This is a genomic window from Glutamicibacter sp. NPDC088483 (assembly GCF_044753145.1).
Taxonomy (GTDB): Bacteria; Actinomycetota; Actinomycetes; order Actinomycetales; family Micrococcaceae; genus Glutamicibacter.
The window spans coordinates 258,532-273,668 of record NZ_JBIVMP010000007.1 but is presented as its reverse complement, the minus strand read 5'-3'; the positions used below and the strand labels follow the sequence as shown (position 1 = coordinate 273,668).

General features: G+C 59.9%; 16 protein-coding genes. 3 read left to right on the top strand and 13 right to left on the bottom strand.

Features of this window, described 5'->3' with window-relative positions; genetic code table 11:
• Positions 1–36: 36 nt before the first annotated feature.
• The 3 genes from ACIP6G_RS16055 to ACIP6G_RS16045 form a co-directional block, all read right to left on the bottom strand.
• Complete coding sequence (locus ACIP6G_RS16055) at positions 37–765, bottom strand: glycosyltransferase family A protein (RefSeq protein ID WP_365943099.1); 729 nt, start codon at positions 763–765, stop codon at positions 37–39.
• Positions 750–1,328: a hypothetical protein gene (locus ACIP6G_RS16050; protein WP_365943098.1), complete on the bottom strand. Its 579-nt coding sequence runs from the start codon at positions 1,326–1,328 to the stop codon at positions 750–752. The genes ACIP6G_RS16055 and ACIP6G_RS16050 overlap by 16 nt, the downstream gene beginning before the upstream one ends.
• 319 nt (positions 1,329–1,647) lie before the next feature.
• The gene (locus tag ACIP6G_RS16045; protein WP_365943097.1) at positions 1,648–2,763 is read right to left on the bottom strand and encodes a glycosyltransferase family 1 protein; all 1,116 of its coding nucleotides are present in this window, start codon (positions 2,761–2,763) and stop codon (positions 1,648–1,650) included.
• Between the two features lie 75 nt (positions 2,764–2,838).
• On the opposite strand from ACIP6G_RS16045, the gene ACIP6G_RS16040 reads away from it, so the two are divergent.
• Complete coding sequence (locus tag ACIP6G_RS16040; RefSeq protein ID WP_365943096.1) at positions 2,839–3,696, top strand: glycosyltransferase; 858 nt, start codon at positions 2,839–2,841, stop codon at positions 3,694–3,696.
• Here the strand turns inward: ACIP6G_RS16040 and ACIP6G_RS16035 are convergent.
• From ACIP6G_RS16035 to modA, 9 genes are all read right to left on the bottom strand, one after another.
• Positions 3,693–4,637, bottom strand: coding sequence for a hypothetical protein (locus ACIP6G_RS16035; RefSeq protein WP_365943095.1), 945 nt, complete (start codon positions 4,635–4,637; stop codon positions 3,693–3,695). The two genes, ACIP6G_RS16040 and ACIP6G_RS16035, sit on opposite strands and share 4 nt — an antisense overlap.
• 116 nt (positions 4,638–4,753) lie before the next feature.
• Entirely contained in the window at positions 4,754–5,788 is a 1,035-nt protein-coding gene (locus ACIP6G_RS16030) for a glycosyltransferase (RefSeq protein WP_365943094.1), read from the bottom strand.
• Positions 5,789–6,636: 848 nt separating this feature from the next.
• Positions 6,637–7,074, bottom strand: a complete 438-nt coding sequence (locus ACIP6G_RS16025) for an NUDIX domain-containing protein (RefSeq protein WP_400291223.1) — start codon at positions 7,072–7,074, stop codon at positions 6,637–6,639.
• Between the two features lie 133 nt (positions 7,075–7,207).
• Complete coding sequence (locus tag ACIP6G_RS16020) at positions 7,208–7,795, bottom strand: DinB family protein (protein ID WP_365943092.1); 588 nt, start codon at positions 7,793–7,795, stop codon at positions 7,208–7,210.
• A gap of 87 nt (positions 7,796–7,882) precedes the next feature.
• Positions 7,883–8,761, bottom strand: coding sequence for an NTP transferase domain-containing protein (locus ACIP6G_RS16015; RefSeq protein WP_365943091.1), 879 nt, complete (start codon positions 8,759–8,761; stop codon positions 7,883–7,885).
• Positions 8,758–10,005 (bottom strand): gephyrin-like molybdotransferase Glp, encoded by a 1,248-nt coding sequence (gene glp / locus ACIP6G_RS16010; RefSeq protein WP_365943090.1) that lies wholly within the window; start codon positions 10,003–10,005, stop codon positions 8,758–8,760. The genes ACIP6G_RS16015 and glp overlap by 4 nt, the downstream gene beginning before the upstream one ends.
• On the bottom strand, positions 10,002–10,754 hold the full coding sequence (locus ACIP6G_RS16005) for an ATP-binding cassette domain-containing protein (protein ID WP_365943089.1): 753 nt from the start codon (positions 10,752–10,754) through the stop codon (positions 10,002–10,004). Before ACIP6G_RS16005 ends, glp begins: the two co-directional genes overlap by 4 nt.
• A complete protein-coding gene (locus ACIP6G_RS16000) occupies positions 10,751–11,557 on the bottom strand; it encodes an ABC transporter permease (protein ID WP_400291220.1) in 807 nt (268 codons plus the stop codon). The genes ACIP6G_RS16005 and ACIP6G_RS16000 overlap by 4 nt, the downstream gene beginning before the upstream one ends.
• Positions 11,550–12,320, bottom strand: coding sequence for a molybdate ABC transporter substrate-binding protein (modA, locus tag ACIP6G_RS15995; protein WP_365943087.1), 771 nt, complete (start codon positions 12,318–12,320; stop codon positions 11,550–11,552). The genes ACIP6G_RS16000 and modA overlap by 8 nt, the downstream gene beginning before the upstream one ends.
• A gap of 132 nt (positions 12,321–12,452) precedes the next feature.
• Between modA and moaA the strand changes: the two genes are divergently transcribed.
• Entirely contained in the window at positions 12,453–13,493 is a 1,041-nt protein-coding gene (moaA, locus tag ACIP6G_RS15990; protein ID WP_013347848.1) for a GTP 3',8-cyclase MoaA, read from the top strand.
• Here moaA and ACIP6G_RS15985 read toward each other — a convergent pair.
• Positions 13,490–14,035 carry a DinB family protein gene (locus tag ACIP6G_RS15985; RefSeq protein ID WP_365943086.1) on the bottom strand — a complete coding sequence of 182 codons (546 nt, stop codon included), beginning with the start codon at positions 14,033–14,035 and terminating at the stop codon, positions 13,490–13,492. The two genes, moaA and ACIP6G_RS15985, sit on opposite strands and share 4 nt — an antisense overlap.
• A 104-nt stretch (positions 14,036–14,139) precedes the next feature.
• Between ACIP6G_RS15985 and ACIP6G_RS15980 the strand changes: the two genes are divergently transcribed.
• The gene (locus ACIP6G_RS15980) at positions 14,140–15,102 is read left to right on the top strand and encodes a YafY family protein (protein ID WP_365943085.1); all 963 of its coding nucleotides are present in this window, start codon (positions 14,140–14,142) and stop codon (positions 15,100–15,102) included.
• The last annotated feature ends 35 nt before the right edge of the window (positions 15,103–15,137 follow it).

Genomic DNA, 15,137 nt, shown 5'->3' with positions numbered 1-15,137 from the left:
GCCGAGAGGCCGCGCCGGCGCAGGGACCAACATCCATCAAGGATGGAACCCGAGCACAGTACTCCAGCGGTTGATGATTCCCTTCAAGCCTCCATGCCTCGCCAGAGTGTTCAGCGCTACCTTGCTGGAAGCCCTGAGTCCGGCCGGCCGCGCGTAAACCCGTCCTGCTGCCTCCACACGCAAAGAGGGAACGAATTTCAGGACGAAACTCCCCTGCGAAGCACAACTCAAATCCAAATCATCATGGATCGCAGATCCCTCGCGACATACTTCATGGCTCAGTTCTTCCCACAGGCTGCTTCTGAACGCCATATTGGACCCCCATAGCGGAACGGTCGCAAGAGCTGAACCCAAGCCGGCAAAATATCCGAAAGCGTAAACGACCGAGCCGAGTGTCCGGAGGCCCCGCGGAAGGTCGTAGAAATAACCGGGGCCGGTCAGAGCATCAATAGCGGGGTTCCCGGCGAATTCTTCATGGACCTTCTCAAGCCAATTGTCCGGCGGGATCGAATCGGCGTCACACCTCACAATGATCTCCGCCGAGGTTTGGTCGTAACCGGCACTTGCGGCGGCGGGGATGCCTCTAGTTCTCTCAACAATGACTTTTGCCCCGGCGGAACGAGCGATTTGAGCACTATCATCGGTGCATCCGTTATCAACCACAATGATCTCGTCTGCTTGCCGCGTCTGCGACGCAAGCTTTTCCAGTAGCGTTCGGAGATGGTGCTCGTCGTTCAGCACCGGGACTACTACGCTGATTCGCATGCGCGTCCGAAGCTCCTTATCCGCTTGATCCAGCACACTGCCAGGACAATGCCCAGCATGCCGGCGAGTAAATCAGTAATGCTGTCGCTGATTCCGACCCCGATACTCCGGGAAATCAAGAAGTAGCCAGCCCATTCTCCGATTTCCCACAGAACAGCCGCTAAGGTGCCATTCACCAGCAGCCAGCCTGCTATTTTGTGTTCTTCAGCCGAGTTTGAAGGCGGTCTTAGAATCTTTCGATGAGTTGCGACGTCAAAGAGCAGGAGGGTGACAGTGGCCGTGGTAACGAAGTGGACTGCGAGGTCCAGCCACCAGATCACTTGGTACACGTCAAACGCGCTGAAAGCTCCAGCGGCTATGAAAACGAGTTGCCCCATCACATCTTGAGTACGCGACGCGGCATAGTACCGGAGCAACCAGGTCCCACCAGAAACCAGCGCCATCGCTGCCGCCGCGGCTGATCCGGCTGCCAGCAAAACAACTGGTATCAACACGAGCGCAGCTGCGCGCAGCGAATCACTCGTGTGCAGTCGAAAAGTCGATTCGTAACCTGTCGCTGTCACTTATTTCCTCCCACCACGCTGTTTGCCGGGCCTTGCAATTTGCAGTAAGGATACTGGTTTCGATGAGCCTTCACTAATTCCGGGGATTGGCCCACAACCCGCGTCATGCAGCCCGGCATCCGCAAACCCAGAAGGCACGCCATGCTCCGGACATGAGTCCTAATACCTGAATCGATGCCATCGACGGTTCATGCCACCTAGGCACCCGATCCTGGCCCTTGTGTACCCCGAGCCTGGGGCAGAATACACGAGGGCCCCGTTAAAGGAGCGCCTCGGCAAGATTACGATGATCGTCTGGAAATACACTCTAGTGAAGATCTCAGTTAGCCAGCAGCCCTGTATATATGCGACGGTGCGCTTCAGATAATGCCTGTCGTTGGCTCCTGCGCGCCTCCACATCCAGCCCGGGAATTTGCCGCAACTTCAGCTGATGCCGCACTGCCCTATTCAGGCTGGATTCATCGATCATTTCTCCATTCCATCTATATGGTTCCACGGAGGGATGCTGCCCCAGATAATGCCCGCAGTCTGGAACAACGACTGCGGCGCCAGCATCCAGGGCCGCTTCCAGCCATCCGGAGTGGGTGCCGAAGCGGTACGGCAGTACGCACACGTCCAAAGATCCCAAATAAGCGAATAACTGCGCTTCGGTGAAGTATGAGTGCGCTTCGAGTTCCCAGTCTCCCCGAGCGTGTCCGTCTATGAGTTGGCGTGCCAGGGCTGGCTGGTACTCCCGATTCTGTGGATCCAGGACTTCTTGATGGATATTGACCTGCAGGACTGTGCCGGGGATATCGGAGACGATGCGGGCCAGAGGCTGGAGCACAGCCGGGGAAATATTGGTTCGGACTTCCTTGAGATGCACACCCACTCGCCGCGTCCGCGACCCGGACTGACGTGGCTGTTTCTCACGGCGTTGGCGCAGCTCTCCCATCGTTGGAAAATCAATGACGTGCGGATGAGGCAGCACATGGGCAGTGCGTTTCCACTCAGCCGCAATCTGCGCGGCCGCTCCGTCGGTTAGGGTGATCAGCTCGTCAGCTGACGGAATAAGCACATCCAGCAATGCCCGGTGTGCGCGGGGGTCCGGTTGATGCGGATTTACCAGATCATGGACCGTATATACTAGGGGTTTCCCGGTTTCTTTCAATGCGCCGATTGTTTCTTCCATGCCATTCGGGTCCAACGCGTCAAATCCGAAATGGATGTGCATCAAGTCGAACTGACGCTGATTCTCCACAATCCACTGTGAGTTCAGCATTGCAGGTGGCCACCAAGCAGATTGGATGCTTTGTCCGCCATCGACCGGCCGCGGGTCGGGCAACCGCGCGATGTCGTACTCCTGGCCCTCCAACGGTTCCAGATGACGAATATAAACTTGGTCGTGGGGTACCGACGCTATACGAATGATGTTGGAAGCCTTCTGTGAAATCATGCTCAGTCCTCCTTTGGTGGTAGCTCTTCGATAGGGTCGAAGGCGAATGCGAAATTCCTATGCGAATGGTGCCTGATGCAATTCTCGATTCTGGTCATTGCCCACCGCCGTGCTGGGCACCTCCAACGGCTGTTGGATGGGGTCCAGCGCAGCTCGATGAAGCCCCAAGAGGTTGTGATTGTCTATATGGACGATCCTGCTCCTGCGCCGGTGGAATCCAGCCTTACGGTCAAGACTATTCATCTACGGTCCTTGCCTGGCGAGCGCGGCTTGCCTCTGGCCCGCGCGAGGAATACTGCTGCACGAAATGCCCGCACGGAGAATCTGGTATTCCTGGATATCGACTGCATACCGTCCAAAGAGTGCTTCGCCGGCATGCTCCGTACCCTCGCCTCGCAGCGTGCTCTGGTGATGGCAGAACCGAGATACCTGCGATCTGCTCTTCCTGCAGGAGCACCTCCGGAGGATTCGAAGTTGAGTGAACTGTCCGAGTCTCATCATGCTCGGTCCGGCCTCCCTCGGAATGTGCCCTGCCAGCTGCATGAAATGTTCTGGTCGCTGGCCTTTGCCATTAAATCTGGAGATTTCTCTGTATTGGAGGGGTTCTCCGAAGAGTACGAAGGGTACGGGGCCGAAGATACTGATTTCGCTTTCAAGGCACGCGAGAGCAATCTTCCGGTAGTTTTCATTCGGGAAACTGTATTCCACCAGCACCACGGAGTATTCAAACCGCCTTTGAACCACTTTTCGCAGATTGTGGAAAATGCCCAACAGTTCCGCCACCGGTGGGGAACATGGCCTATGGAAGGCTGGCTGGCAGCCTTTGCAAGCATGGATCTGGTTGCCTGGGACCGGGCAGCTGCCGATTTGGAAGTGCTTCGCGAACCGACATCTCTGCAAATCGAACGCGCTCGGAGCGACGATGCCTACTAGCATGGATGCTTCGTTACGCTAGCGACCATCCCGTGCAAGGCATCGACAAATCCGTCATGGTCCCCAAACAACACCATCGCCAAGGCATCCGGGTTCTTGGAAGCAGCCACTGGCAAGAGTGCGTTCCAATCCACTGGCGTATTCCACGAAGCGAGCATCGGGTATCCGGTAGCACGGTGGAGCATGCGTGCATAGGCCATCTGTTCGCCAAACGGCCTTTCTTCCGGAATCAGCAGCGCAGGCTTGCGACAGCTCGCCGCCGCGACGACGGCATTGTGCCCTGTTGAAGTTATGATGACATCGGCATCGGCCATCCATTGTTCAGGGTTGGAAACTGTGCCGTGGCTGCGCAAATTATCGGGCATTGCGCCGGTAGCGCGTTGTACAGAACCCAGCACGTCCCAGGACCAGCTCGGCGCTGAGGCAGCGACACGTGCAATTTCATCAAGGCTGATTGCCGCACCCAGTGAAGTTTGGACGGCAACCTTCCGGGATGCCTCCCGAGGGAAGCTCGTTCGGGACCCAGGGTCGGAATAACCTACAGGGTCAGGGGACGGAAGGTAATAGCTCTTGCTCCCGTACCGTTGGAGATGGGAAGCTTCTTCAATGGATTCCGGGTAATAGGCGAACAGCGCATCTGCAATGCCATACCCCAATTCGTGCGCTTGATCTGTGCGTTGTCCTGGCATCCGGCGTAGTGCGACGCGGTATCCGCTCAGCCGGGCAAAAATAGCCACCTCCACAGAGACATCGACCATGACCAGATCCGGAGCGAATTGATACCACGCCTGATTCAATGTGGAAAATCGTTTAGTAATCCGAATGTCTGCCGGAGCATAGTGGAAGTAGCCGCCGGCTGTAATCTCACCAGCATGATTTTCCAAGATATCCGACGCCAATGGAACGTAATTCGTTCCTTCTGGAAGCAGCGCCTGGTTCATCGGTCCTGTGCTCGCTACCTGGACGTCAAACATCCTAGTTTCAACTATTCTGCGCGCATGGCGCAGATGCCCGGAGCCCATATGGTGTGCGTAGTAGGAAATTCTTGGTAATCTGCTCATCTGCGGCGATTTTCAGCAGAGGTCTTCAACGCGATTTCAACAAGTGCTTGTTCATATGAGTCGAGCATTCGATCATGTGAAAAACCGGCCGCTCTCTGGAACACAGCATCTCTGTCAAGAGTTCTTGCCCGCTCGATCGCTTCTACAAGGGACGCTGTATCGCAGCGCTCGGCTACGGCACCACCAGTAGGGCCGATAAGACCAGCCATTGCTCCAGATGGCAGGGCGGCAACAGGAGTGCCGCATGCCATCGCTTCCAAGGTGGTCAACCCGAAAGGCTCCTCCCAAAGCGGGGTGGAGAGAAACACTTCGCTCATGCTGATCATCTTGCTGAGCTCAGTGTGTGTCAGATGACCACGGTATTGAATCTGTTCATCAAGTCCAGGGGCGATCAGCTTGTCAAAATATTCCTGGTCCTGGATCGGGCCCGCCATAACCAATTGCATGCCAGCGGCACGAGCGGCCGTAATGGCGATGTGGGGACCTTTTTCCGGTGTAATCCGGCCGCTCCATGAAGCCAAGCCCGAGCGATATGACGTTTCACGGGCCGACGACCAGCTGGCGATGTCAATTCCGTTTTCGATTATGTGCAGTTGTGGGATCCAAGTTTTCCACGCTCGGGCATTGGAGCTCGATACAGTAGCGAAAAGGTGCCTGGTATGGGGATTTCCCTGTTGCTCCAGGACCCTGACGATCCGTGGCAGAGGGGGAGTGTGCAGAATGTGAAAGGTCGGGATGTCCTGAAGCTGCTCATGCGGAACAGGACTGAGCGAATTATTGATTACGACGTCGAAATTTCCCGCATGGATTCTATCGATAGCACTTTGCATAGCACCATCCAAAATCTGATGCTGCATATTCGTCAGGTCGTCATCGGGATACCCGCGCACTACATAGGACTCTGGAAGCATTGGTTCAAGTTCTGCGTTCGCCATTACGTCGAACTCATCGCTGCCCTCCTTGGCGAATAGGCGAACAGAATGTCCTCTCGATGCCAAACCGGCAACGAGATGTGCGGTATGCGATTCCATACCACCAGCAAAAGGCGCCCGAATGGGGTGATGCAGGTGCGCAAGCACAGCGATTCGCAGAGTCGCTGGCGAACCGAATAACTGAAATGCCATCTCCGGTTTAGCCTTTCGGATTGCTTTCAAGGGCCATCTGACTATGGATCGAAGAATATCTTTCTTCCGCTCTCGTCGTTGCGCTTCTTCGTATCTCCCAGCAATCGTCAGGTTTCATGATCTTGCATTGTCCGCACTTCTCCGGATTGCGCCTTGCAACATCCGTCGAAATACTCTTGGGATGCGCCCACCAGCATGGCAACCGGGACAGAGCATCGTTCGATAAGTCGATCACACGTATCCAATATTGGCGTTCTCACCATCACGTCGTGCGCGCTATCCAACTGATGCTGTTGGCCATGAATCAGTTGCGGATCTGCGGAATCCTGCGGACGGCGAAAGCGTCGGGAAGAGCCGCCCGTGCGAGATGGACGATGTGGCTAGTTACCGGTTCGCCGGCTTGGCCGCTTGTACCTGAGATAGCGGCGCATCCACCTGTCGACACCCAGAAGGACCCTGGCCCCAGATCGACACCCACGACGGATAGCAAGTGCGAATGAACCGCAGCAGCCGGCGCCGGTGGCCGATCAGGCAGTCCGCGTGAACGGCTGGCTCCATAATCCGCGTCAGGTTGGTCCACGCTGTCGCTGAAAGAATGGTTCGCGAATGAGTCCAACCGAGCGGCCGTCCACGAGTTCCGGACATCCCGGAACCGAGTCCAAATGTGCCGGCCTCGCTCGGTTCACTAGGGACTTGTCCGTGTGCTGCCGATGGGATGTGCATCCAGGTACACGCCGTGGAAATACGAGTCGTTTCTACATTGAGTCCGGCCGATCAGCGAGTTGCCCGAGCATCGCTCCCAGCCCTGCGGCCAGGACATGTGCTTGCTCCAAGGGCATCCACCAGCATTCCCAGGACTCAGCTGCGCCGCCGTGCGCGGGATCTGGTTCACCGGCAATCCAACGCCGTGCAAGATCTTGCCGGGCAACCTTGAGCTGGAAGTAGTGGCGGTTTGCGATTTCATCTCTCATGGGCCGCACGTCGTAGGCCAAGATTCCCAGTTCCCGCGTGATGATCCCTTCCAGCCCAGTTTCTTCCAAGAGCTCGCGTCCGGCTGCTTCACGAGGGGTTTCACCCGGTTCGATGGTGCCGGCAGGTACTTGAACCCCGGTGACATGCATGGGGTGCTGCAAGTGCGTGAAGACCAGCAGGTGGTTATCTTGGACGACGTAGCAGACAGCTTTTTCTTTCACGCGCGGCATTGCTTGAGAATACCAGCAGAGCCAGCACCGGCCAGAGCCCTAGCCTTGGCACCTGTCCGAGGCATTTGGGGCCGCAGCAGCGCAGCGCCGTTCCGGGGAAAAGCTCTTGGGCATGCAGGCAGCCTTAGACGCTGTCTGCTAGAGATTTGAGCTTCAGGCGTTGCTGCTCCCACTGACCGGGAGTGAGCTCTGGCAGGTTAGGCGCTGAAGGGCGCAGACCAATGAAACCGTCCAACCGCTCGCGGACGATATCCAGGTGTCCGGCATGACGGTGCGATTCGGCGATCATATGCACCAGAAGCCGTTGCACCGTGGTGTGCCGATGCTTATTCCACCACGGCACCACCGCTGGCGAATCCAGCTCCAGCTCATCGAGAACACCATCGGCTGCGGCAATCGTTTCCTTGTATAGGGATATTGCATCATCCAAGGACATCCCCGGTGGCGGCAGGAAGTCTGCCTGCTCATCTTCGGAATCGATAATGCTCCGGAGGACCGGATCCTGGATTTTCCGGCCCAGGCAGGCAATGAAGTATCCGGCCTCGGTGACGGCCAGATGCAGCAGCAGCCCCATGACGTGGGTACCTGTCGAGGACATGGGAGTCCGCGCCTGGGCATCGTCCAGACCTTCGCATTTCCACAAGACCGCTTCGCGTGCGTCATTGAGATATTCGCGCAGCAGCGCCGAGCTATCGAGTGTTCCGATTGGCATGAGCCGAGTCTATTACTTCACCGGACACAGGAACATAGGCAGATCAGGACAGGTTGAGGTCTGGGTTCCAGCAAGGGAATCTGCGGCTTAAGCTGTTCCTTCAGGATGCTCGTCGGCCCAGCGATGGGCACGTGAAACCAGCTGCTCGGATAATCCTGCAAGCTCTCCCTTGCCGCTGCCCATGGCCAATCCCAGCAAGAAGGTGCTCAAGGGCGCTGCCGGGCGGGCAACCTCATGGGCCACATGCTTGGCGGCATCCAGCACGGTAGCAATATCCACTTCGCTGGAGTCCAAGCCCAATTCCTTGGCGGCGGCTTCCAGCCAGTCGTTCAGTGCTTCTGGTGGCAGGTGCTGTGCCATGCGCGTCCTTTCGTTGCGGCGGGCACTTTCCAGCGCCTGCGGGGTATCGATATCGCTGCTTGTTTCATCATCCACCGGAACTTGTGCCAGGTGAAGCTGGTTCAATGCGCGCCGTACCGGCGCGTTGACGAGGTTCTCGCCAAGTGCGTCGCAGACCGAGGCCAACGCCGCGGTGCGGTAGATCCCGGCCAGCCATTGGGTGTGGCCTTGGGCATCAACCAGCAGCAGGCCATCAGTCTCCCGCCGCTCGAAGTTCTTGGTCAACGTGGTGGCGACCGCGACCGGGCGCTGCAAATCGCAGGCCAGGACCATGGTCCATTCGCTCGCGGTTTCACCGCTGAGTTCCTTCAACCCCGCGGCAATGCCTGACAAGGGGCCGGCAAATGGTGGGTCTTCACGCACTACAGCATCGGCTTTGGTTCCCGCAGTATCCGGGCCAACCACGATAACTCGGGCGGCTCCCGCCTTGCGGGTCGCTGCCACCACACGGTCCACCAGGCGCTGGCCATGCAATTGCAGTTCCGCCTTGCCCGCACCGCCCAAGCGGGTGCCTCGTCCCCCGGCAAGGACCAGGGCGTCGAAGCCGATGGCGTTCGAATTGCTCATGGAACCATCCTCAGGACTTCGACCTCATCGCCGGGATTGACCTGGGTGATCCCAGCCGGGACCAGGGCGTAGCCCTGGGCCGCGCCGAAACCGCCTACCGAGTGGGAAATACTCTGTGCCTGGACCGCCGGTGCGCATCGCAATTGCTCTCCATGTTCGAATACGACCGGGATGACCTGGACGCGTTCTGCGGCGGCTCGCCAACCTACCGCGGCCACTGCTCGCAAGGTGGGACGCAGCACGTCGCGGTGGCCCTGCATGGCACGCAGGCATGGTCGCACGAACAGCTCGAAGCTCACCGCGGCGCTGACCGGGTTGCCCGGCAGGGCGAAGACCATCGCGCCGGCTGCCAGCCGTCCGGCGCACTGCGGCTGGCCCGGACGGATCTTCACCCGCACCGCCTGCACTTGGGGTTCTGCTTCCAGCGCTTGGCGCATGACGTCATAGGCGCCCGGTCCCACTCCTCCGGTACTGAGCACGGCATCGTGGGTGGCGCCAAGGAGCGCCAGCTGCTCGCGCACTGCTTCAATGTCATCGACGCAGTGCACTACGGTAGTGGCCTGGATTCCTGATTCTGCCAGCAGCCCCGCCATCAGCAAGGAGTTGGTTTCCGGGATCTGCCCGCGCGTCAGCGCTTGGCCGGGAGTATGCAATTCTGCTCCGGTGATCAGTACCGCCACCTTGGGCGTGGTGCGCACCTCCAGCGTGCTGGATCCGGCTGCGGCCAAGGCTGAGAGCCGGGCCGCGGTTAGTTCCTCGCCGGCGTAGGCCATCGGTTCCCCGGCATTCTTGTCTTCCCCGCTGCGGCGGATGTCCTTGCCAGCAGGAACCTGCACATTGACCTGCACGGTCTTCACATCCCAGCCATCAACCGCGGCCGAGGTGTCCTCGATGCGCACCACTGCGTCAGCATCCGACGGGATCGGGGCACCGGTCATGATTTTCACGCACTGGCCTGCCTCCAGCACCGGATTCCAGCCGCTTCCAGCCGGCACTTCACCGATCACATCCAGCGCCGCCGGAGCAGTTGCGGTATCGGCCGAGCGCACCGCGTAGCCATCCATGGCCGAGTTGTCCCACAGCGGCAGCGGGTGCGCTGAGGCAACATCCTGGGCCAGCACTGCACCATGCAATGCGGTGAAACCGCCGGCCACCGCAATCCGTTGCGGGGCCACGGGCACCACCTGCGAGAGCAGCCGCGAACGGTGCACTTCAAGTTCTATGGGGTCATTTCCGGTGCTCATGATTGCTCTTCCTGAATGCTTATCGGGTGCTGCGCGGGCAGCGTGGCCACCACGGCGCGCACAAAGCGATTGGCCGGGGCGGCAAAGACGTCGGCCACGGTGCCCTGCTGGATGATCTGTCCGCGCTCAAGCACCAGCAGGTCATCGGCGAGCGCCAAGGTATCGGCGGCCGAATGCGAGACCACGATGGCGCTGGTTGCGGTGCGCGCCAGCTCTTCGCGCACCAGGGCGCGCATGTCCATGGCGGCCTCGACATCCAGCGAAGCGAAGGGTTCGTCGATGAGCAGGATCTTCGGCTTGGCGGCCAGGGCGCGCGCCAGGGCGATGCGCTGCCGCTGTCCGCCAGACAGTGCCTCGGGCCGGTGGCTGGCGATTTCTTCCAGTCCCAGTCTCGCGAGCCATTCGCTGGCGGCGGCCGTGGCCGCGGACTTCTCCAGTCCCCCGGCCCGGGCGCCAAAGGCAATGTTCTTCAAGGCGTCCAAGTGCGGAAACAGATGCGGGTCCTGGCCCAGCAGCCCGACTTCGCGCAGGTGCGGCGGACGGTGCAGCTTCGCATCGGCCAGCACCGTGCCGGACAGTTCGATGCGCCCCCGGGTGATCTTCTGGATCCCGGCGATGGCGTGGACGATGGTGGACTTGCCCGAACCGCTGGGGCCCATCATTGCCAGCGTGCTACCGGCGGGCACCGCGAATTCAACGTCCACGTCGAATCCGGTGCGCGGCACCTGCAGGTTTACCTTGAGCGTCATTTCAGTGATCCCGGGCGCCAGGCACGCACCAGCAGCAGCACCAGAACTGCGGTGGCCAGCAGCAGCAGCGAGAGTGCGACAGCCGAGTCTCGTCCGGCCCCGGCACCGTTGAATGCGGTGTAGATGGCCAGCGGCATGGTCTGGGTGACACCCGGCGCATTGCCGGCAAATAGCGCGGTGGCGCCGAACTCGCCGATGGCCCGCGCGAAGCACAGGATGATGCCGGCGACCAGGCCCGGGGCGGCCAGCGGCAGGGTGATGCGGGTGAGCACCATCCAGCGCCCTGCGCCCAAGGTGGCGGCTGCCTGCTCATAGCCTTGGCCGGCGGCACGCAAGGAGCCTTCGACGGAGAGCACGAGGAATGGCAGTGCAACGAAACTTTGTGCAATCACCACCGCGGCGGTGGAGAACGGCAGGGAGATCCCCCACATGGAATCAATGAACTGGCCAATGGGGCTGGTGCGCCCGAACAGGAAGAGCAGTGCGACGCCGCCTACCATCGGCGGCAGCACCAGCGGGACGGCGATCAAGGCCCGCAATAGCTGGGCTACGCGGGTGGAGCTGCGGGCCATCAATACCGCCAGTGGCACGCCGAGCAGCACGCACAGCACGGTGGCGGCCACCCCGGTGCGCAAACTCAGCCACAGTGCGGCGAGCGCTTCTTCACTGGTGGCATCGGCCACCAGCGTGGACCAGCTGGCCCGCGAAATCAGTGCGAGCAGCGGAAGCACCAGCAGTGCCACGCCCAGCAACGCCGGTGCAATGGCGAAGCCTGGAACCCGTACCCCGGTATCGCTAGCCATTAGCCTGCGCGGCCCCGGTACCAAAGCCGTGCTCCTCCAGAATCTTCTGGCCGCGCTCGCTGCTCACGAAATCCACGAAGGCCTGCGCGCCAGGATTTTCACCCAGTGCTGCGATCGGGTAGGTGTTCACAATGTCTTCTGCCCCATCGGGCACGATCGCCGCAACGTTCCCGTCATCGAGTACGTCGGTGGCGTAGACCAGCCCGGCATCTGCTTCACCGGCGGCCACCTTCTGCAGCACCGCGGTGACATTCTGTTCCTGGCTGGCCGAGGTGACTTGCACGCCGCTGGCTTCAAGCAATCGCTGCGAAGCCGCGCCGCAGGGTACCTGTGGTGCGCACAGCACCATAGTGGCCTGTGAAAGGTCCTGCAGGGAATCGATATCCGCCGGGTTATCCTGCGGCACGGCGATCACCAAGGTGTTGCTGGCAAAGATCACCGGCTCGTGGCCGAACCCGGCTTCAGTTACCTCTGACATGTTGCGTTCATCGGCCGAAGCGAAGACATCCACGTTGGCGCCTTCGAGGATCTGCGTGGCCAGGGTAGAAGAGCCGTCATAGGTGATGCTGGAGATCTGCACTTCGGGGTGTTCGGCTGTGAATTCTTCGGAGATCTGCTCGAAGGCACCTTGCAGGGAGGCTGCTGCCGCAATGGTGATTGGTTCCCCGGTGCTGTTGCCGCTCGCCGAGCAGCCAGTCAGGAACAACCCGGCCACGGTGGCTAGCACCGTGCCGCGAAGGGCCAGCGGCCAACGTACGCGCATGAATTCTCCAGAAATTGTGCTTTAAGCCCATGCTACAACCGCGCTGAGGTCTACCGGCTTATTTTACGCACTGATTTGCGCTTTCAGACGACTCCCTATCGCCTAGGACCCAACCGGGTTAAGCTGGGAAGCATGAAAGCTCCATTGGCAGGGGAAATACTGGATGCCCGTTCTCGGCCCCTGCATGACTTGCGGATTTCGGTCACGGACCGCTGCAATTTCCGGTGCGTGTACTGCATGCCCAAGGAAATTTTCGGCCGTGACTTCCAATTCCGCGAGCGCTCGGAGCTGCTGAGTTTCGAAGAGATTGAGCGTCTGGCTCGCATTTCGGTTTCTCTTGGCGTGACCAAGCTGCGCCTGACCGGTGGCGAACCATTGCTGCGCCGCGGCATCGTGGATCTGGTGGCAATGCTCTCCAACCTGCGCACGCCCGAAGGCAAACGCATTGACCTGGCAATGACCACCAACGGCTCGGCGTTGCCAGTGCTCGCACCTGCCCTCAAAGAAGCCGGCCTGAACCGCGTCACCATCTCGCTGGACTCGCTGGATGATGAAAAGTTCAAAGCCATCAATGACGTGAATTTCCCTGTCTCCAAGGTCTTGGAAGCCATCCAGGTGGCCCGCGAGGTCGGCCTGGGACCGGTGAAGATCAACACCGTGATCAAGCGCGGGGTCAATGACAGCGAGATCCTTTCGCTGGCCGAGCATTTCCGCGGCACCGGGAACATCCTGCGCTTCATTGAATTCATGGACGTCGGCACCACCAATGGCTGGAAGCTGGATGAAGTGCTCCCATCTGCTGAAGTGGTCTCCATGATCAACGAACGATGGGCGCTGGAACCAGTCACCAAGACCGAACCGGGCGAGACCGCCAACCGCTGGCGCTACAAGGACGGGGCCGGGGAGATCGGCGTGATTTCCAGTGTCACCAATGCCTTCTGCGGCAACTGCTCACGCGCTCGCGTCTCGGCCGAAGGCCAGCTCTACACCTGCCTGTTCGCCGGCTCCGGCTACGACCTGCGCCAGCTGATGCGTGACGGGATCAGCGATGAGGATCTTGCCAAGGCACTGACCGGGCACTGGCGCAAGCGCGATGACAACTACTCGGAGCTGCGCGCCGCGCTGACCCCAGGCAACCGCAAGCGCATCGAGATGTCCTACATCGGGGGCTAGCCCATCGATTTCTGCCCGTCCAGGGATTCGCGGATGATATCCGCATGCCCGGCATGCTGCGTGGTTTCTGCGATGATGTGCAGCAGCGTCCGGCGCACCGACCAGTGCGTGTCGGTGAACCACGGGGCAGAAGGAAGCTCATGGGTGGCGTCCAGATCCGCTTCTGCCAACAGGGCATCGGTGCGGGCGGCTACCTGCGTGTAATTCTCCAGCAGCTCATCCAGGCATTCGTCCTGCTGCATGCGGAATTCGTTGTTGAAGGCTTCGATCGCTTCGGGTGGCATCTGGCTGAAATCCGCTCCGTCCCAGGCCATGGCCGCCCGGCCCATGACCATGAATTCCTGCCACTGCTTTTCCACGGCGCTCACATGCTTGATCAATCCCCCGAGGGTCAGCTCGCTCACCGTGGTGCGTTGCGCTGCCTGCGGATCACTCAGCCCCTGGACAGTGAAACGAAGGAAATGCCGGGCGTTGGCCAGAGCCTGGAACAGGTCCGCGCGTTCGCCGGTGAGGGTGGTGTTGGTGATGGCCATGGTGCTCATGATTGCCTCCTGGCATAAGCTGCAGCCGGTATTTCCAGCTGGTAATAACCAGAGTAGAAGTGAAAAGTGCCAGTTTTTGTCCTAAATCGAGGCAGACTTATTGCATGAGTACCAGCACCAGATTCTTGCGCCTGCTCTCGCTGCTGCAGACCCATCGCTATTGGTCCGGGGACGAGCTCGCCGAACGCCTTGACGTCAGCCTGCGCACCGTTCGCCGGGACATAGACAGGCTGCGCGATCTCGGTTATCCTGTGCAAGCTGATCGCGGCGTAGGCGGAGGCTACCAGCTGGCCTCCGGCACCGCACTGCCTCCCTTGGTGCTCGACGATGAGGAAGCTGTGGCATTGGTAGTCTCATTGCAATCCACCGTGCACAGCGGATCTTCCGCGCTGGCCGAGGCCGCACTGCGGGCGATGGGAAAAGTTGTGCCCGTGCTGCCAGCCAGATTGAGGAAGCGGGCGCAGGCGCTGACCGCGAGCACTGTCCCGCTCAATTCCCAGTCCTCCGCAACGGATCCGGTGGATCCAGCGGTACTGGTGGCATTGGCCCAGGCGTGCCGCGATCATGAACGAATCGCCTTCGACTACAAGGATGCCAAGTCAGCAGAAACCTCGCGCCGGGTAGAACCGGTCCAATTAGTGAATGTGGGCAACCGCTACTATCTGGTGGCCTTTGATCTGGACCGCGATGATTGGCGCAGTTTCCGGGTGGATCGCGCATTGAACCCCTCACCCAGGGCATTGCGGTTTGCGTCGCGTGAAGTGCCAGGTGGCGACGCAGCGGCCTTTGTGCGCGCAGGATTGCGCGGCAGCGGGCAACCAGAAGTGAGCGCCCGGATTCAGGCCAGCGCCGAAAAGCTGGAGCCTCTCATTGGCCGCTGGTTCCAGATCCAGCAGATCGATGAGAACAGTTGCCTCGTGCGCACCGAGAATATGGATCTGCGCTGGGCGGCGTTCGGCCTTGCGATGAGCGAGGCAAAGGTCAGCGACGTTCAGCCAAAAGAATTGCGTGCGCTATTGGATTCCTGGATTTCGAACCTCGCACCGATGTTGAGGAATGACGAATAAATACCAGTCGAAGTACATTCATGAAGACGGGCAGT